Below are 19,188 nucleotides of genomic sequence, written 5' to 3' on the forward strand. Positions count from 1 at the left end.
GTCACAGGGGTCGCGCGAGGATGCGCGCGTTGCGGCGCGGGTCCAGGGAGGCCGCCCAGGCCGGAGGCGCGAGGCGCACACCGGCCGGGGCGAACCCGTGCCGCAGGAAGAGACCGCCGCTGCCGACCGTCGCGGTGAACAAGGAGCCCACCGACTGGGCGCGCGCCCTGGCCACCACGGCACGCAGCAGCCGGCCTCCCAGTCCGCTGCCCTGCCGGTGCCGGGCCACGCAGAAGTTGTAGAGAACGCCCGCGGGACCGTGACCCCCCTCCGCGTCGGCCGCGTGCACGCGCAGGGCCAGACAGCCTTCCAGGGCGCCGTCGGATCCCTCTGCCACGACGAAGTCGGCCGCGTGGGCGGCGTAGAGCGAGGCCGGTCGTCGGCGTAACGCGCCCGAACGCACGAAGGGCTGGGACAAGGCGGCGAGTGCGGCGGCGTCCTCGGGGCGGGCGGGGCGTACGACGGAGGTCGCTGTGAGAGGAGCACGCGGCAGCGGCGGTGCCGTGCGGTGCGCAGCCGTGTTCAAGGCTTCCCTTCCCCGCTTCCGGGTCCGCCGTCGCGTCGATCGCGACCGTCGACGTACGTCGCGACCACCTCGATGTCGCCGATGCGGGAGGTGTCGACGCGCCGCGGGTCGTCGCCGAGCACGACCAGGTCGGCGCGCTTGCCCGGGGAGAGGCTGCCGACGCTGTCCTCCCAGTGGCAGGCATAGGCCCCGGCGACGGTGTAGGCGCGCAGCGCCTCCTCCACGGTGATGCCCTCGTCCGGGCCGATCACCTGACCGGACTCGGAGGCGCGCTCGACCATGAACTGCACGGCGCGCAGCGGGGACCCGTCGGTGACCGGGCGGTCGGAGCTGCCGACGAGGGTGATGCCGTGGTCCAGGAACGCCTTGCCCCGGTACAGCCACGGTGCCCGCTCCGCGCCCATGATCGCCGCGTAGTCGTCGCCGAAGCAGCGCAGGAAGTTGGGCTGGACGACCGCGCTCACGCCGAGCCGCGCGAAGCGGGAGAGCTGGTCGGGGCGGATCAGGCCCGCGTGTTCGACGCGGTGCCGCACGCCGTGGCGCGGGCGCAGGCGCTGGGCCCGTTCCAGGGCGTCGAGGGCGACGTCGGCCGCGCGGTCGCCGATGGCGTGCACGGCGAGCTGCCAGCCGGCGAGGTGGCCGGCCACGATCGTCTCGGTGAGCGTCTCCGGGTCGTCCTGCAACTGGCCCGTGTGGCCCAGCCCTTCGTACGGGCTGCTCAGCGCGGCGGTGCGGGCCATCATGCCGCCGTCGGTGTAGATCTTCAGCGCGCCGACGGAGAGCCAGTCGTCACCGAAGCCCGTGCGCAGGCCGAGGTCCAGGGCCCGGGGAATGCCGTCGGCCTCGTGCGCGGCGACGGGCCGCAGCCGGTCCGCGGCGACCATGAGCTGCACCCGTAGCGGCAACAGGCCCTTTTCGCGGGCGAGTTGGTAGGCGCCGAGTTCGACCGGGCTGTGCCCGAAGAGGGCGCCGCCGATGCCCGCCTCGGCGCAGGCGGTGACGCCTTCGGCGACGCAGGTCCGGGCGGCTCGTCCGATCGCCTCGGCGAGTTCCTCCTGGGAGTACGGCAGGCGCAGTGCGCGGGCGGCGCCCATGGCGCCCTCGGCGAGGAAACCGTCCTCGTGGGGGACGCCGGCGGGGAGCAGGTCCAGGACGGCGGTGTTGACGACGCAGCCGTGTCCGGAGTCGTGCAGCACGAACACCTTGCGTCCGTGGCTCACCCGGTCCAGTTCGGCCGCGGTCAGATGACGGCCCAGGGCCCGCTGGTCGTAGCCGGCGATGCTCACCCAGGCGCCGGGCGAGCCCTTCCGGAGGACGGCCTCCTCGACGACGGTCAGCACGTCGTCGATCCGCGTGCGGCCCGCGATGCTCGGCGTGTTCTGCTTGAAGCCGGTCCAGGCCAGGTGCACATGGGCGTCGATGAACCCGGGTAGCACGGTGGCGCCCTGAAGGTCGATCACCTCCCGTGCGGGCAGCGAGGTCACGGCCTCGTCCAGGCCGACGATCCGGCCCTTGCAGATGCCCAGGTCGTGGGCGACGGGGCGGGCCGGGTCCATGGTGACGAAACGGGCGTTCGTCAGTCTGGTGCAGAGCATCGGACGTCAGACGTCCATGGACTCGGCGAGGGAACGGGGGCGCAGATCGGTCCAGTTGGCCTCGACGTACTCCAGGCAGGCCTCCCGGGTGTTCTCCCCGAAGGCGATGGTCCAGCCCCCGGGCACGTCCACGAAGGACGGCCAGAGCGAGTGCTGGCCCTCGTCGTTCACGAGGACGAGGAAACGGCCGTCGGCGTCGTCGAAGGGGTTGGTGCTCATGTGCCGGTGCCTCCTGTGAAAATTAGGTTAGGCTCGCCTAATCGCAAGTGAGCTTAGCCTTCTCGCTTTCCGCTCCACAAGGAGACGTGCCATGAGGTTGGTTGGGGAAGACACGTTCGCCGCGTTCGGACTGCCCGGCACACCCGGCACCGACGAGTTCTGGGCGGCCGCGCGGACACCCGCGTCGATACCCGACGGCGACGGCTGGACGACCCTCTTCCTGTGGCGTGGGTCCGCTGCGGCGAGCATCGGCTTCGAGAGCTGGTCCGATCCGGTGCCCCTGCGCCGGTTCGGCGACACGGACTGCTGGTACGCCGAGGTGCGCATGCCCGCGCGGCTGCGGGTGACGTACCAGTTCCGCGTGGGCGAGGAGGCGTACGCCGATCCGTTCAACCCGGTCGGGGCGGGCGGGGACCGGTCCATCGCCGCGACGCCGGACGCGCCGGCCCAGCCGCACTGGCCCGCTGTCGGCGCCGACGGAGTGCTGCCCCTCCCCCGCACCCGGATCCGCTGGGCAAGTGAACGGCTGGGCGGGCGGCGGACCGTGCGCGTGCATCCCGCGGGCGGCGGCGGGCCGGTGGTGCTGCTGCTCGACGGGGACGACTGGCTGTATCTGCACCCGGCCATGACCGCGTTCGACTCGGCGGTCGCCAGTGGGGAGATGCCGCCGGTCACGCTCGTCTTCCTGCCGGCCAAGGACAGGGAGGCCGAGTTCACGTGCCGGGCCGAGCTGTGGGAGGCGGTCCGGGACGAACTGCTGCCGCTGGTGGCGGAGTCAGGGGTTTCCGCCGACCTTGACCGGTTGGTCGTCGCCGGGCAGAGCCTCGGCGGGTTGAGTGCGGTGTACGCGGCGCTGGAGTTTCCGGAGTTGGTGTCGCGGGTGGCCTGTCAGTCGGGGTCGTTCTGGTGGACGCCGGGTGCGATGGGTGCGGCGGATCCGTTGGGGGGGCCGGTGGGTGGGGCGATCGCGGCGCGGCTGCGGGAGGGTGCTGATCTGTCGGGGCTGCGGGTCGCGTTCGATGTGGGGGAGCACGAGACGCGGATGCTGCCGCATTGCGAGGCGGTGGAGGCGTTGGCCGGGCGGGCCGGGGCGACCGTGCGGGTTTCGCGGTCGGCCTCCGGCCATGATCGGGTGGGGTGGAGACATGCACTGGTCAGGGATGTCGGTTGGGCGTTGGGGGCACCGTGATTCGCCTGCGGGCCGCTGAAGGTTGATCGCGCAGTTCCCCGCGCCCCTTTCGGGGGCGCTTCACCGCGCCACCGCAGAGCAGTAGGCCTCGTCCGTAGCCAGCAGGTTCCGGTGGGTGTCCTCGGCCGTGACGACCCCGTCGTCCACGACCAGGACCCGGTCGGCGGCGTCCAGGAGGGCCGGGCTGCTGGTGAGGACGATGGTGGTGCGGCCCCGGCGCAGCTTCGCGACGTTGCGTGCGATGAGCTGTTCCGTGACCGCGTCGACGGCCGTCGTCGGATCGTGCAGCACGAGCACGTCGCTGTCGGCGGCCAGGGCGCGGGCCAGGGAGAGCCGTTGGCGCTGTCCCCCGGAGAGGTTGGCGCCGCGGTCGCGGACGCCGTAGTCGAGGCCTTCGCGGTGGAGGGCCACGACATCGGTCAGCATGGACGCCTCGACGGCCTCGGGGACCATGCGGCTGGTGCCCGACGGGTCGATGTTCGAGCGGAGCGTCCCCGCGAAGATCTCCCCGTCGTAGGGGTTCACCAGCACGTGCTCACGGACCGCCTCGACCGACAGGTCCGCGAGGTCCCGCCCGCCGACCCGCACCGTTCCCTCGTACATGCCGGGCGGGACGTTCACGGCCAGGATCGACGCGAGGTCGGCGGCCGCGCGGGGCTGGTAGGCGGCGATCGCCACGAACTCCCCCGCTGACACCTGGAACTTCAGCTTGCGCAGGGTTCCGTACCGGACGCAGTCGATCTCCACGTCCGCGCTCTCCGCCGGGCGTTCGGATCCCGGCGTCATCACCGGCGGCGCGGTCAGCACCAGCGCCATGCGCTCGGCCGAGGCGCGCGCCATCATCACGTACTTCGGCATCTCCGAGAACAGCTTGAGCGGTTCCATGATGAACTGCGCCAGCCCCACGGCCATGACCAGTTCGCCGATGCTGATCCGGCCGTCGAACGCCAGCCAGCCGGCCAGCAGCGTCACAGCGCCGGCGAGGACCGCGTTGAGGGCCAGCGCGGTGCCCGCGTACGCGCCGTTCACCTTGGCGACGGTGATCGCCTGGACCTTCGCCTCCGTGCTGACCTCGCGATAGGACCGGAACGCCGCGTGGTTGCCGCCGAAGCCGTGCAGCGGGCGCAGGCCGGTGATCAGATCGGCGACCTTGGCGCCCGCCCGCGCCACCCGGGCCTGCTGTTCCTGGGTGCTGGTGCCGATCCGCTTGGACAGCACGCTCAGGCACGACAGGATCGCGACGGTTCCCACGATCACCAGCAGGCCGAGCCGGATGTCGGCCAGGCCCAGCGCGACCGCCGCGACCACCACCGCGACCAGTGAGCTGATCAGCAGCGGCACCACCTCGATGATGTCGGCGGTCTGATCGGCGTCCTCGGTGGCGATGGTCAGCACCTCGCCGGACTTCAGGTCGACGTCCCTGGCCACCGGCTTCAGGCCGCAGGCCGCGACCTTCACCCGCCAGCGGTGCGCCTCCGTCGTGTTGGCCTTCTGGAGGATGCGCATCCCGAACCGCCAGGACAGCGAGACGGTCGTGATGATCACGGCCAGCACGGCGATCGAGAGGCCGAGCGCGCCGAGGCTGCGGTCCCGCATCGTGTGCTCGACGATCAGGCCGAGCGCGATGGGGAAGGCTGTCTCGCCCGCCTGGTACAGGCCCATGAGGAGGGTGCCGCCGGCCATGGCGCCGACGTTGCGGCGCAGGGCGGTGCGGAGGATGTCGGACCCTGAGCGGGGCCGCTGCGTGTCAGGAGTTGTCATCGAGGTGGCGGGCAATCGCTTCCGGGGTGCGCAGGGTGAACAGATCACGGATCGTGATCACTGGACCGTACTCGCGGCGGAGCAACCCGATCAGCCGCACCGCCAGCATGGAGTGTCCGCCGAGGGACACGAAGTCGCTCACCGCGCTCACCTCGTCGTCGTCCAGGTCCAGTGCCTCGGCGAAGTACTCGCACACCACGGTCTCGGTCTCGGTCTCGGGCCCCCGCTCCGCCACCGTGGTCAGCGCGCCCAGCGGCTTGGCCTCCGGCAGCGCCTTGGTGTCAGCCTTCCCGTTCACCGTCAGCGGGATGCTGTCGACCTGGGCGTAGTGCGTGGGGCGCAGGAAGTCCGGCAACCCGGCGCCGACGTCGGCCGCCACCGTCGCCAACTCCGCCCTGTCCAGCACCAGGTAGGCGGCCAGCCGGTACGAGCCGTCGACCTGCGGGTCGGGCTGGGCGACCGCGGCGACGAACCGCACCGCCGGGTGCGCGGCGAACGCGGCCTCCACCTCGCCGAGTTCGACACGGTGTCCGCGGATCTTGACCTGCTGGTCGGTGCGGCCCAGGTACATCAGGTTGCCGTCGGGCCGGCGGACCACCAGGTCCCCGGTGCGGTACATGCGCTCGCCGGGTTCCCCGAAGGGGCAGGCGACGAAGCGGTGCGCGGTCTGGGCGGGCTGCCCGAGGTAGCCGCGCGCGATGCCGATGCCGGACACGTACAGCTCGCCGGGGACGCCGTCCGGCAGGGGGCGCAGCCAGGGGTCGAGGACGTACACGTCGGTGTTGTCGATCGCGACGCCCACGACCGGATCCTGGCACTCGAAGGTGCCGACGCCGAGGGTGTTGATGGTGTATTCGGTGGGTCCGTAGAGGTTGTAGCCGACCGTTCCCCCGGTCTCGGCGAGCCGCTGCCACAGCGTCGGGGTGACGGCCTCGCCGCCGAGCAGCACCAGCGGCGGCCGGCGTTCCGGATTGTCGAGCAGGCCCTCGGCCACGAGCTGCTGTGCGTAGGTCGGGGTCACGTTGACGACGTCGATCCCGTGCTCCAGGCAGTACTCGACCAGCCGGGGCGCGTCGCGGCGCAACTCCTCGTCGCAGACGTGCACTTCATGCCCGTCGGCGAGCCACAGCAGCTCCTCCCAGGACATGTCGAACGCGAACGACACGGTGTGCGCGATGCGGAAGATCCGGTGGCCGTGTTCCGCCAGCACCGGTTCGAAGATCCGGCGCTGATGGTTGATCAGCATGTTGGTGAGTCCGGCGTACTCGGTCACCACGCCCTTGGGCTTGCCGGTCGATCCCGAGGTGTAGATCGTGTACGCGGGGTGCCGCAGGCGGTCCGGGTCGTCCGGTGCGAACGTCACATACGGCTCGGCCTCGGGCAGCGGGCGGTCCAGCTCGATCAGGTCGCCGTTCAGCGAGGTCAGCCGGGGCGACACGGCGCTCACGGTGAGGATCACCTCCGGGCGGGCGTCCTCGACGATCGCGGCGATCCGCTCGTCCGGGTGGTCCAGCTCCAGCGGCACGTACGCGGCGCCGACCCGCAGCACGGCGAACAGCGCCACGATCGAGTCGAGGGAGCGCGGGATCGCGAGCCCCACGTTCGTCTCGGGGCCGATGCCCCGCCGGGCCAGCACTCCGGCCACCGCGCGGCTGCGGTCCCGGAGTTCGGCGAATGTCATCGTCGAACCGTGGGCGACGAGCGCGATCCGCTCCGGCGCGCGGTCCGCCGCCTGGTCGAACCGGTCGACGACGGTGTCCGTGCCGACGTCCGTGCGCTCGCCCCGCGAGGGCTCCGGCCCCAGGCCCCGCAGCGAGCCCACCGGGCCGGTCGAGCGGGCCAGGTCCTGAAGCACGCGCAGGTAGTCGTCGAGGAGACGGCGGGCGTTCCCGGTGTCCTGGTCGCGGTACTCCAGCTTGACGGTGAGCCGGTCGCCGGGCGTGACGACCCAGGTGAACGGATAGTGGGTGGAGTCGTCGGCCTTCACCGAGGTGATGCCGTGCCGGGCGTTCATCTCGGCGAAGGCGTCCATGTCGAGGAAGTTCTGGAGCACGAACAGGTTGTCGAACAGGGTGTCGTGCCCACTGGCCCGCTGGATCTCGCCGAGCCCCAGGTGCTCGTGCTCCATCGCCTCGACCCTGGCCGTCTGCACGGCCGAGAGGTAGTCGCGGACCGTGTCGTCCGGCCGGGGCCGCGTCCACATGGGCACGGTGTTGAGGAGCACGCCGACGATGTCGGACAGTCCCTCGCCCTCCCGGCCGGAGACCGTCACGCCGAACACGGCGTCGCTGCGGCCCGTGTGGGCGCCGAGGAGGAGGCCGAACGCTCCGGTCAGCACGGAGTTCAGGGTGACGCCGTGCGTCCTGGCCGCTTCCCGCAGCAGGTCGGACTGCTCGGCGGACAGCGTGTGCACGAGCGCGCGCGGCAGGTCGTCCGAGAGGGACGGCGCCGGCCCGGCGAGCAGTGTGGGGCCGGGGAGACCGGCAAGGTGCTCCGCCCAGAAGCGCTCCGAGACGGCGGAGTCCTTGGCGTCGAGCGCCCGGGCGTAGTCCTCGAAGCCCGGCGTGGCCGGAACCGCGTCGAGGGGTTCGCCCGCGACGGCGGCCTCGTAGGCGTCGAACAGGTCCCGCAGCACGATCTCGCGGGACCAGCCGTCCCACAGCAGCAGGTGGTAGCTGAGCAGCAGGCCGTCGCGGTCGCCGGGCAGACGCACCACGGTCAGCCGGATCAGCGGTGGCTCGCCCGGGTCGAATCCCTGGTCGCGGTCCCGGGCCCGCAGGGCGTCGACCTCGGCGTCCGAGGTCAGCTCGACCGTGCGGACGTCGACCCGCCGGCCGGCCTTGAGGACCTGGACCGGGTTGCCGTCGGGGTCGGTCGTGAAGCCCGCGCCCACGACCGGGTGCCGGGCGATCACGTACGCCATCGCCTCGGCCAGCGCACCCGTGTCCAGGCGCCGGTCGAACGTGAACCAGCTCTGCGCCACGTAGTGCCCGGCCGAGCCCGCCATCTGGGCCTGGAAGAACAGGCCCCGCTGGAGCGGGGTGACCGGTGCGGTGCGCTCGGCTGTCGTGGCGGCGTCCGCGATGCGTTGGAGGGCGCGGTGCCAGTGCTCGGTGATCTCGTCGGGGATGCCCTCGGCGAGGGTGAACTCCGCGTGCAGGCTGCCGGTGGTCTCGTCGAGCCAGGCGTTGACCTCGACGGCGTACGGGCTGCCCTGGTCGCCGCCGGTGAGGTGCACCGCCTGGGATTCGCTGCCCCGGCCGAGGTAGTTGAACAGCACTTGCGGGTGATCGGTGTTGAGCAGTGGTGCCGTCTGCGGGTTGAGATACCTGAGCTGTCCGTAGGCGACGTGGGCCCGCTCGTCCGGCTGGCGTTCGGCGACTTCGCGCGCGGCTGCGACGGGGTCGGTGTGCGCGGTGAGCCGTACGGGCGCGATGGAGGTGAACCAGCCGACGGTACGGGTGTAGTCGTGGTGTTCCAGCGCCGGGACGCGACCGTGCCGCTCCAGCTCTATCGCGAGGTCGGTGGGCGAGGGCTGGATGTGGGTCAGCGCGGTGCGCAGGGCTCCGCACAGCAGTTCCGTGAGTCCGACGCCGAGTGCGGCGGGCGCGGTGCGCGTCACGCGGTCGCTCGCTTCGGGCGGGAGGACGACGGTCGTCTCCCGCGGTCCCTCGACGGCGGGGAGCAGCGGGGGCGCCTGGAGCGTGGTGAGCCAGTGCCCGAGGTCGTCGGTCACGTGGGCGGACCGGAGGGCCAGGGCTTCGGCGTACTCGGCGTACGACGTCGTCGGTGTGGCCAGGGCCTCCCCGCGCAGGGCGGCGGCCAGGTCGTCCAGGAGGATCAGCCAGGACACCGAGTCGACGGCGAGGTGGTGCACGGTGACGACCAGGGTCCCGCTCGCCTCCAGCCACGAGAAGGCGACGACCTCGCCCGACTCGGGGTCGAGCCGTCCTGCGGCCTCGTTCGCGGCGGTCGTGGCGTCGGTGGTCTCCGGGCGTACGACGGTGATGTCGCGGGCGGGTTCGGTGCGGAGGGTCCACACTCCGTGTTCGGTACCGAGCCTCAGTCGCAGGGTCGGGTGTGCGGCGACTATGGCGTCGGCCGCGCGCTGGGCGTCCGTGAAGCCGGTTCCTTCGGGGGCCTGGAGAGTCCTGGCCTGGGCGAACCGGGCGAGCGGGCCGCCCAGTTCGCGTTGGCGCAGGATGATCGGCGTCGGGGGAAGGGGGCCGTCCTCGCGGTGGGCGGGGGTGGTGGCTTGTGGTGTGTGCGTTGCCAGGTGTGCGGCGAGCGCGCGGGGGGTCTTGTGCAGGAACACGTCCCGGGGGGTGATCGGCAGGGCCAGCGCCCTGGCCCTGTTCACGACCGTGATGGCGATGATGCTGTCGCCTCCGGCGTGGAAGAAGTCGGTGTCGGCGTCCACGGCCGTGCCGGGCAGTGTCTGGGTGAAGATGTCGACGAGTGCGGCTACAGCTGAGTTCTCGTCCGCGGGTGCGTCGTGGCTCGGCGCGCAGTTCCCCGCGCCCCCAGGAAGGGTCCGCTGTTCCAAGGCCTTTCGGTCCAGCTTGCCGTTGACCGTCAGCGGCAGGGCGTCGATCGTGAGCACCCGGCCCGGCACCATGTGCACGGGCAGCTTCGCGGCCAGTCGCTCGGCGAAGTCCCCCGGCACCCGGCCCACCACGTGCGCCACCAGGTGATCCCCGCTGTCCGCCACGGTCACGGCCACGTCGACCACGCCGTCGAGTTCCCGGATCGCGGTCGCGACCTCGCCCAGCTCGATGCGGAAGCCCTTGAGCTGGACCTGGTCGTCGGCGCGGCCGATGAACTCCAGCTCGCCGTCGAGGGTGCGGCGGGCGAGGTCGCCTGTGTGGTACATGCGGGAGCCGTCCCCCGCGAAGGGGTTCGCCACGAAGCGGCCCGCGGTGAGCCCGGGCCTGCCCAGGTAGCCGAGCGACACCTGGTCGCCGGCGACGTAGATGGCGCCCACCCGGCCGGGCGGCACCGGGCGGAGCCGGTCGTCGAGGAGGTAGGTGATCAGGCCGGGTATGGGGCCGCCGATCGGGCTGATGTCGTCGCCGGGGGCGAAGTCCTCCTCCGTCAGCACGCGGTGGGTGACGTGGACCGTCGTCTCGGTGATGCCGTACATGTTGACCAGCTCGGGCGAGCCGGTGCCGTGCCGCTCGACCCAGCCGCGCAGCCGCCCGAGGTCCAGTGCCTCGCCGCCGAAGATGATGCGGCGCAGGGCGGGCAGGGGCTCGCCCGCGTGCCGGTCGGCCTCGACGAACTGGTAGAAGGCGGACGGCGTCTGGTTGAGCACGGTCACGCCGCGCTCGCGGACCAGCCGGTGGAAGTCGACCGGGGAGCGGGTCAGCCCGTACTCCGGCACCAGCAGCTCACCGCCGTACGCGAGCGCTCCCCACAGCTCCCAGACCGCGAAGTCGAAGGAGAAGGAGTGGAACTGGACCCAGACGTCGTGCGGGCCGAAGTGCATGTCGGGCTGGGTGTTGGCGAGCAGGGTCACCACGCTGGAGTGCGGGACGACGACGCCCTTGGGCCGGCCGGTCGATCCGGACGTGTAGATCACGTACGCGGGGTCGTGCCAACCGGCCCCGGGGCCCGGCTCGGTCGTGGCCTGCGGAAGTTCGTCGCCCTGGACGAGTACCCGGGCCTGTACGCCCGTCCTGGCCAGGAGTTCCGTGAAGCGGTCGCGCTGCTCGCGGTCCACGAGGACGACCTGCGGGGCGGCGTCGGCGAGGATGTACTCCAGCCGTTCGTCCGGGTAGGCGAGGTCCAGCGGTACGTACGCGCCGCCCGCGGTGACGATGGCGACCAGGGCGACGACCTGCTCGACGGACCGCGGGACGGCGACGGCGACCCGCCGGCCGGGACCGACTCCGGCCGCGCGCAGAGCCGAGGCCAACTCGTTCTTGGCGACCGCCAGTTCGCCGTACGTCTTGGACCGGGTGCCGCCGTCGAGGCCGCACTGGGTGACGGCGGTGGCGGCCGGGTCGCGCCGTGCGGCGGCGTCGAAGAGGCCGCCCAGGGTCGTCGGCGTGATGTGCGCGGGGCGCCGGTCGCCTTCGGACGCCACGTCGTCGACCAGGGTGTCCGGTCGGGTGAGCAGGGCGGTGAGGGTGGAGGTGAACATGCGCAGGATCGCCTGGGCGGTGGTCTCCCGCAGCAGCTCGCCGTCGTAGATCAGGTTGAAGCGCGGGCGTCCGTCGAGTGCGCGTTCCACGACCAGGGTCAACGGGTAGTGGGGTGCGCCCTCGTTGACGAGGCCGGTGACGACCAGGGTGTCACCGGGCCGGCGGAGCGCGTCCACGTCGGTCGCTACGTCGAACACCACGAGGGTGTCGAACAGGGAGCCCGCTTCGGTCTGGCGGCCGATCCTGGCCAGGGATACGTGCTGGTGCGGCAGGACCGCGCCCTGGTGTTCCCGGACCGAGGCGAGCAGGTCCCGGGCGGTGGTGGTGGCGGTCCAACGGGCGCGGACGGGGATCGTGTTGATGAACAGGCCCACCATGTCCTCGATGCCGGGCACCTCCGCGTCGCGGCCGGACACCGTTGAGCCGAACACCACGTCCTGTCCGTGCAGGATGCCGCCCAGCGTGACCGCCCAGGCGCTGTGCACGGCCACGCTCAGCGGCACGCCCGCCGACCGGGCGGCCGCGTCGATGTCCTGGTCCGGGCGCACGGCGGTGTCGGCGAACCGGTCGGACGGGGTGTGCTCCTCGGCAACCAGCGACGGGCCGGGCAGCTCCGCGAGCTGCTCGCGCCACACCCGGTCGCTCTCGTCGGCGTCGCGCCCGGCGAGCCAGGACACGTAGTCGGCGAAGCCGCCGATCGGGTAGACGGTCCCCGGGGCGTGGTACTCGGCGAGCAGCGCGCGGAGCATCGGCGGCACCGACCAGCCGTCGGCGATGATGTGGTGCACGGTCTGTACGAGGACGTTGCGGCCCGGTCCGCCGCGGACGAGGGTGTAGCGCATCAACGGTCCGGTCGCCAGGTCGAATCCGGCGCGGCGGTCCCGTTCGGCCAGGTCGCGCAGCTCGGCGTCGGTGATGCCGGGGCGGTCCAGGGTGGTGAAGGGCGCCTCGACGCCGCTCTCCAGTACGGAGACCACGCGGCCGTCGGCGAGGGACACGAACCGCGCGGCCAGGTTCGGGTACAGCGTGAGCAGCCGGGTGGCCGCCGCCGCGAGCCGGTCGGCGTCCACCTCGCCGTCCAGGGTGAGCAGTTGCTGTTCGACGTAGGCGCCGGCCGAGTCGTCGTCGAAGACGGAGTGGAAGTACAGGCCCTCCTGCAAGGGCGTCAGCGGCAGGATGTCCCGCAGCGCCGGGCCGTCCAGGGCGTCGACGTCGGCCTGCGTCAGCGTCACCAGGCCGAAGTCGCTGGGCGAGTGGCCGCCTCGCGGGTCGAGTGCGGCCAGTCCGGCCAGGGCGTCCCGGAAGTAGCCGCCGATGGTGGTGATGTCCTCGTCGGTGAACATGCCGTCGGGCCAGGAGATGGTGGTGACCAGGTCGTAGTCGCCGGTCGGGGCCGGTTCGGCGATCGCGTTGAACTCCAGGGCGCGCGGCAGCCGCATCCGCGGATCGCGCTTCTCGCCCAACTGTCCGGTCGTCTTGGCGAGTTGCCAGTCGCCGGGCTCACCGGCGGCGAAGCGGCCCAGGTAGTTGAAGAGCACCTGCGGTGCGGGCGCGTCGAACTCGGTGTCGGTCAGGTACCGCAGGGCACCGTAGGAGACGCCGTTGCCGGGCACCCGGGCGAGGTCTTCCTTGACCGCCTTGAGGGCGGCGGTCAGGTATGCGGGTGCGGTGAAGTCGGCCGTCGTGCCGGGGTCGACGGTGACCGGGAAGAGGGTGGTGAACCAGCCGACGGTCCGCGACAGTTCGGGCTCGAAGCCGGCGGAGAGCGCCACGAACTGTCCTTCGCGGCCGTGGCCTTCCAGTTCGATGTGCGCGAAGGTCTGGTCCTGCCCCAAGTCGCGGCGCCATCGGGCGAGCGCGACGGCGAGCCCGGTCAGCAGGACGTCGTTGACGCCCGCGTGGAACTTCGCGGGGATGTCGCCCAGCAGCGCGGAGGTGATCTCCGGGCCGGCCGAGACGGTCCGCAGTCGCTCCGTGGCGACGGTGTCGGCGTCGGACAGTGCCCGCCTGCCCACGGGCCGGTCCTCTCCCGGCAGGGGGCGCCAGTAGTAGGAACTGTCCGCGTCGAAGGCCGCGCGCTCCAGCAGCTGCGTCCAGCGCCGGAAGGACGTGCCCACCGGGGGCAGCTCGACGGGGGTACCCGCGGTGAACTGCCGCCAGGCCGTGGCCAGGTCGTCCATCAGGATCCGCCAGGACACGCCGTCGATCACCACGTGATGGGCGACCAGGACGAGCTGCCTCGCCGCGCGGCGCCAGACGGCTCGCAGCATCACCCCGTTGCCGGGGTCCAGGGCGCCGGTGGCGAGTGCGACGCACGCGTCGAGCGGCCGGTCGCTCTCCTGCCACCCGGCGACGGCCTGGTCCGGTTCCGGGATGTCGAAGCTCCAGCGGTCCGCGCGCACCAGCCTGGCGCGCAGCATGTCGTGCCGGCGGACCACTGCGGTGAGGATCTCGTCGAGGGCGTCGGCGGTCAGGTCCGGCGGGGTGTTCAGCACGACGGACTGCACGAAGCCGTCGATCGCGTCGGTGGTCTCGCCGAGCCACTGCACGATGGGCGATCCCACGACGGACCCGGTCGCGACGTCTCGGTGGTCGACGGTGGAGACGTCCTCCCGGCTCGCGACCGCGGCCAGGGCCCCCACGGTGCTGTGGGTGAAGATCTGCCGTGCCGTGACGTAGAGGCCCGCGTCGCGCAGGGCGGTCAGCAGCGAGATCGCCAGGATGCTGTCGCCGCCGAGCTGGAAGAAGTCCTGGTCGACGCTGACCTCTTCGAGCCGCAGCACCGCCGCGACCGCCGCGCAGACCGCGCGCTCGTCGTCGGTGGTGGGCCGCAGAAGCGTGCCCGTGCCGATCGTGGGCTCCGGCAGGGCGTTGCGGTCGAGCTTGCCGTTGGCGGTGAGCGGGAACTCCGTCATGACGACGATGTGGGCGGGCACCATGTACTCGACCATGTGCTCGGTGGCCCACGCCTTGACCTCGTCCGCCCGCAGGTCCTCGCTGCCGGCGGCCGGGATGACGTAGCCCACCAGGTAGGTGCCGCCCGCCGCGTTCTTCCGCGCGACGACGCAGGTGTGCCGCACACCGGGGTGCTCGGCGAGGCCGACCTCGACGTCCTCGATCTCCAGCCGCATGCCGCGGATCTTGATCTGGTTGTCGGCGCGGCCGAGGAAGTCCAGCGATCCGTCCGGGGCGAACCGGGCGAGGTCACCGGTGCGGTAGAGGCGGGAGCCGTCGTTCGCGAAGGGGTTGGCGACGAACCGGGAGGCCGTCAGACCGGGCGCGTTGACGTAGCCGCGCCCCAGAAGGAACCCGCCCACGTACAGTTCGCCGCCGACGCCGACGGGGACCGGGCGCAGTTCCTCGTCCAGGACGTAGAGCTGGGTGTTGGGGTTGGCCTTGCCGATGGAGGTCGACAGGCGTTCCGCCGCTCCCCGGTAGATGACGTGCGAGACGCCGATGGTCGTCTCGGCCGGGCCGTAGCCGTGGTACATGGGGATGTCGAGCTTGGTGCGGAACCGCTCGTACAGCTCCGGGGTCAGCACCTCGCCGCCGCACCACACGTGCCTGAGGCTGTCCAGCCGCCCGGAGTCGCCGGCGATCTCCAGCAGCACGTCCAGCATCGACGACACCAGATACGTGAAGGTGACGCGCTGTTCGGCGATGACACTCAGCAGGTGGTGCGGGTCGCGTTCGCCGCCGGGCCGCAGCACCACCAGACGGGCGCCGGACACCAGCGGCAGGAATATCTCGTTGATGGAGATGTCGAAGGACAACGGCGCCTTGAACAGCGAGGCGTCGTCGTGGCCGAAGCCCAGGATCTCGTTCACCTGCCACAGCAGGCGCTCGCTGATGGCCTCGTGCCGGATCATGGCGCCCTTGGGCCGTCCGGTGGAGCCGGACGTGAAGATCACGTAGGCGAGGGCGTCGCCCTGGACGGTGACACCGGTCCCGTCGGTGGGGTGGGAACCGTAGCGCCAGTCGTCGAGGTCGACGGCCACGGCCGGAGGTTCGGCCGGGTCGTGCTCACCCGAGGCGTTGAGCTGTACGACGACCCGGGCGTCCTCGATGACGACGGCCCGGCGCGCGGCGGGCCACTGCGGATCGAGCGGCACGAACGCGCACCCCGCCTGGAGCACGGCGAGCAGTCCGATGACCATGTCCGCGGAGCGGCCCAGCGAGATGCCGACGACCTGTTCGCGGCCGAGGCCGCGTTCGATCAGGTGGTGGGCCAACTGGCTGGAGCGCTCGGCCGCCTGACGGTAGGTCAGTGACCGGTGCTCGTCGACGATGGCGACGGCGTCCGGCCTGGTCCGTGCCTGCTCGCGGAACATCTCGACGATGGTCGGGCGGATCCGGTCGGCTTCGGTGTCGTTCCAGCGGGCCAGGACGTCGAGTCTCGCTGCCACGCCGGACGGGCCGATGGTGCCGAGGGGCCGGTCCGGGAAGTCGGCCAGGTCGTCCAGCGCGAGTTGCGCGTCGGCCGGCGCGACACCGTCGGGGACGGTGATGCTGCGGCCGTCCGCGCCGACCTCCCAGTCACCGGGCCCGGCCCCGCCGTTGTCGACCCATCCGAGGACGTCGGCGAACAGGGTGGCGGGGGTGAGATCGATGCCGTCGGGGCTCCGGCCCGTCGTCCAGTACGACAGCCCGATGGCGCACGCTTCGGTGATGGTCCTGTCGGAGTAGTCGCCGGTCCGCCGGCGTACGTCGGCCAGGCGTGCGGGAGAAAGCCGTACGAGACGAGCGCTCGGTTCCATCATCGAAGACTCAGCACCCTTTCAAGGAAACCAAAGTAAGCCCAGCCTAACTTAGGCTTGCCTAACTACCCTCGCGCCATGCCTGCCACAGTCGCGCGTACCGGCCGCCCAGCGCCACCAACTCGTCGTGCGTGCCCTGCTCGACGACGCGGCCCGCGTCCAGTACGGCGATCCGGTCCGCCGCCATCGCCTGGGTCAGCCGGTGCGCCACGAACAGGGTGGTCCGGCCCGCGCAGGCGGCCACGACCGCGCGTTCCAGCCCGGCGGCGCCCTCGCTGCCGGCCTCGGCGGTGGACTCGTCGAGCACCACCACGGGCGAGCGGGCCAGCACCAGCCGGGCCAGGGCGATCTGGGCGACCTTGGTGACGTCCAGGCGCTCGCCGCCCTCGCCGACCGTGGTGTTCAGCCCGTCGGGCAGCGCCTGGACCCAGGCGTCGGCACCGACCGTGCGCAGTGCGTCCGTCAGTTCGACGTCGGTCGCTCCCGGCGCGGACAGCCGCAGGTCGTCGGCGAGCGGGCCGGAGAACACGTGCGTCTCCTGCGTCAGGATGCTCACCAGGGCCCGCGCCCCGGCCTCGTCCAGACCTGCCAGGTCGGTCGCGCCGATGCGCACCGTCCCGGCCTCGGGAGTCCCGATGCCCGCGATCAGCGCGGCCAGGGTCGTCTTGCCCGCACCCGTCGCACCCACCAGGGCGAGCGAACCCCCGGCCGGGATCGTCAGATCGACGTCCCTCAGCACCGGTTCCTCGGCGCCGGGGTAACGGAACGTCAGCCCCCGCACCGTCACCGGCAATGGTTCGGGGTCCGCCGGCGCGACGGCCGGGTCACCCACCAGCCGGCCCTCCCCCGCCTCCCCCAGCACGCCGACCAGCCGGGTCAGGCTCGCGCCCGACTTCTGCGCCTCGTCGAAGGTGAACATGATGAGGCCCAGCGGACCGAACAGCCGGTGGAACAGCAGCGGGGCCGCCGACACCTCGCCCAGGCTGGCGGCGTCGGCCTCCAGCAGGGCGTATCCCACCACGATGATCAGGACCAGCCCGATGAACTCGGCGCGGTTCTCCCGGCCGACGAACCGGCCGAAGAACCGGAACACCTCGATACCGAGATCGCGCACCCGCCAGGACTCGCTGGTGACCTTCTCGCGGAAGGCGCCCTCCAGCCGGTACGCGCGGACCGTGTCGATCCCGTTCAGACCGCTGATCAACGCCTGCGCGCGGTCGGCCTGGGCCACCCGCTGCTTCCGGTAGAGCGGCGCCGAGCGGGGGAGGTACCAACGCAGGGCGAGCGCGTAGGCGGGCAGCGCGCCGGCGCCCGCCAGTCCGAGCCGCCAGTCCAGCCCGAACATGCCGAACGTGGCGATGGTGACCAGCACCCCGGCCGAGAACACCGTGGGGATGGCCGTACGGATGCCCTTGGAGATGACGGCCACGTCGTCGCCGACCCTGGAGAGCACGTCTCCCCGGCCGACCTGTTCGATGCGGGCGCTCGGCATCCCCAGCACCGCCCGGACGGCTCCTTCCCGCAGCCGCGCGAGCAGGTCGGCGCCCAGCCGGCCGATCAGGTAGGTCGACACCGCGGTGGCCGCCGCGCCGAGCAGCGCGGCGGCCCCGATCAGCACCCCGATGGTGACCAGGACCGAGCGCGACTCGCCCTCGACCACGCCGTCGACCACCCGGCCGAGCAGCAGGACCGGGAGCACTTGGAGCGCGGCGCCGGCCACCGTGGTGAGCACGGTGGCCGCCGACAGCCAGGGCACCTCACGGCAGTGCGCCGCGACCCATCGGGTGGCCTCGCGCCCGGTCGCCGTGTGCAGCGTCGCCGGGGCGGGGCGGGTGACGGTCGCGCTCACACCGCGACCCGGGTGGGAGGGGGACAGGAGTCGGTGACCGGCATCGCTACTCGGCCACCGACTTCACGAGTTCGTCGATGGCGTACGGCATGGACAGCAGGGTGCCCTGGGAGATGGCCGCGCCGACCGCCGGGCCCTCGCTGTCCAGCAGGTAGGACACGTTGCCCTTCTTCACGGCGTCCAGGTTGGCGAACAGCTTGAACTTCTTCAGGGCCGCAGTGTCGGCCTTGTCGTTGATGACGAAGATGCGGTCGACGTCGACCAGGTCGACGCGCTCGGGCGAGAGCTTGGTGTAGAAGCTGCCGTCCGCGACCTTGTCGATCTCGGTCTGGTACTCGAAGCCGATGCCCGTCACGAGCCGGCCGCGCACGTCGGTGGAGGTGAAGGGCGCCACCGAGTTCTCGTACCAGGACAGTACGACGGCCTTCTGCTTCGCGAGCTCGGGGTTCGCCTTCTTGGCCGCGTCGAGCTTGCCCTGGATGTCCTGCACCATCTTCTCGCCCTCCTCGGCCTTGCCGAGCGCCTTGGCGATGTGCAGGGCGTTGTCCTGCCAGGGGGCGCTGAACGGCTCCTTCTCGGCCTTGGTGCGGGCCACCGTCGGCGCGATCTTGGAGAGCTTGTCGTAGCCGGCCTGGTCGATCTCGGAGTAGACCGCGATGATCAGGTCGGGGCGCAGGGCGGCGATCTTCTCGTAGTTGGGGCCGGTGTCACCGTTCTTCATGATGACCTCGGGCTTGCTGTCGCCCCACTTGTCCTTCACCCAGGGCCACTGGGTGTTGATGTCGGGGCTCTTGCCCGCCGGGTTCGGGTACTGGTCGGTCATGCCGACCGGCTTGATGCCGAACGCCAGGACGCTCTGGTCGTCGGTGTAGCCGACCGTGACGACCCGCTTCGGGGCCTCGGTGACCTTCGTGGTGCCGAACGCGTGCTCCACGGTGACCGGGAAGGCGCCGGCCGCGGCGGTCGAGGTGTTGTCGCTGCCCTTGTCCGCCGAGTCCGATTCGGAACCGCACCCCGCGAGGAGGCCGACGCCGAGCGCCGCGGCGGAGAGGAGTGCCGCGGCCCGCCGCCATGGCGTCCTGCGCGTCGTTCTGTGGAGGAGCATCCGTCAATCCCCTTGCTGTTCGCACTGTCCACTGCGCCCCC

Annotated in this window: 8 protein-coding genes; 1 reads left to right on the forward strand and 7 read right to left on the reverse strand. The window is 71.9% G+C overall.

The genetic code is table 11. The features are described 5' to 3' along the window. Window position 1: 1 nt before the first annotated feature. Genes QC385_RS09930 through QC385_RS09940 form a run of 3 tightly spaced genes read right to left on the reverse strand, consistent with a single transcriptional unit; the run spans window position 2 to window position 2,340 of the window. Window positions 2-526 (reverse strand): GNAT family N-acetyltransferase, encoded by a 525-nt coding sequence (locus tag QC385_RS09930; RefSeq protein WP_443032872.1) that lies wholly within the window; start codon window positions 524-526, stop codon window positions 2-4. Further along, window positions 523-2,121: an amidohydrolase gene (locus QC385_RS09935; protein ID WP_279540891.1), complete on the reverse strand. Its 1,599-nt coding sequence runs from the start codon at window positions 2,119-2,121 to the stop codon at window positions 523-525. Before QC385_RS09935 ends, QC385_RS09930 begins: the two co-directional genes overlap by 4 nt. Window positions 2,122-2,127: 6 nt before the next feature. Further along, window positions 2,128-2,340 carry an MbtH family protein gene (locus tag QC385_RS09940; protein WP_279540892.1) on the reverse strand — a complete coding sequence of 71 codons (213 nt, stop codon included), beginning with the start codon at window positions 2,338-2,340 and terminating at the stop codon, window positions 2,128-2,130. A gap of 91 nt (window positions 2,341-2,431) precedes the next feature. Between QC385_RS09940 and QC385_RS09945 the strand changes: the two genes are divergently transcribed. Next, window positions 2,432-3,529, forward strand: coding sequence for an alpha/beta hydrolase-fold protein (locus tag QC385_RS09945; RefSeq protein WP_279540893.1), 1,098 nt, complete (start codon window positions 2,432-2,434; stop codon window positions 3,527-3,529). 60 nt (window positions 3,530-3,589) lie between these two features. On the opposite strand, the gene QC385_RS09950 is transcribed toward QC385_RS09945, so the two are convergent. Genes QC385_RS09950 through QC385_RS09965 form a run of 4 tightly spaced genes read right to left on the reverse strand, consistent with a single transcriptional unit; the run spans window position 3,590 to window position 19,147 of the window. Beyond that, window positions 3,590-5,290, reverse strand: coding sequence for an ABC transporter ATP-binding protein (locus QC385_RS09950; protein ID WP_279540894.1), 1,701 nt, complete (start codon window positions 5,288-5,290; stop codon window positions 3,590-3,592). Then, complete coding sequence (locus QC385_RS09955) at window positions 5,277-16,196, reverse strand: non-ribosomal peptide synthetase (RefSeq protein ID WP_279540895.1); 10,920 nt, start codon at window positions 16,194-16,196, stop codon at window positions 5,277-5,279. The genes QC385_RS09950 and QC385_RS09955 overlap by 14 nt, the downstream gene beginning before the upstream one ends. A 58-nt stretch (window positions 16,197-16,254) precedes the next feature. Beyond that, window positions 16,255-18,042, reverse strand: coding sequence for an ABC transporter ATP-binding protein (locus tag QC385_RS09960; RefSeq protein ID WP_279540896.1), 1,788 nt, complete (start codon window positions 18,040-18,042; stop codon window positions 16,255-16,257). Window positions 18,043-18,088: 46 nt separating this feature from the next. Further along, window positions 18,089-19,147, reverse strand: a complete 1,059-nt coding sequence (locus QC385_RS09965) for an iron-siderophore ABC transporter substrate-binding protein (RefSeq protein WP_279540897.1) — start codon at window positions 19,145-19,147, stop codon at window positions 18,089-18,091. Between the last annotated feature and the right edge of the window lie 41 nt (window positions 19,148-19,188).

Origin of the sequence: Streptomyces sp. DH10, from assembly GCF_029813805.1 — a bacterium.
Classification (GTDB): Bacteria; Actinomycetota; Actinomycetes; order Streptomycetales; family Streptomycetaceae; genus Streptomyces; species Streptomyces coeruleofuscus.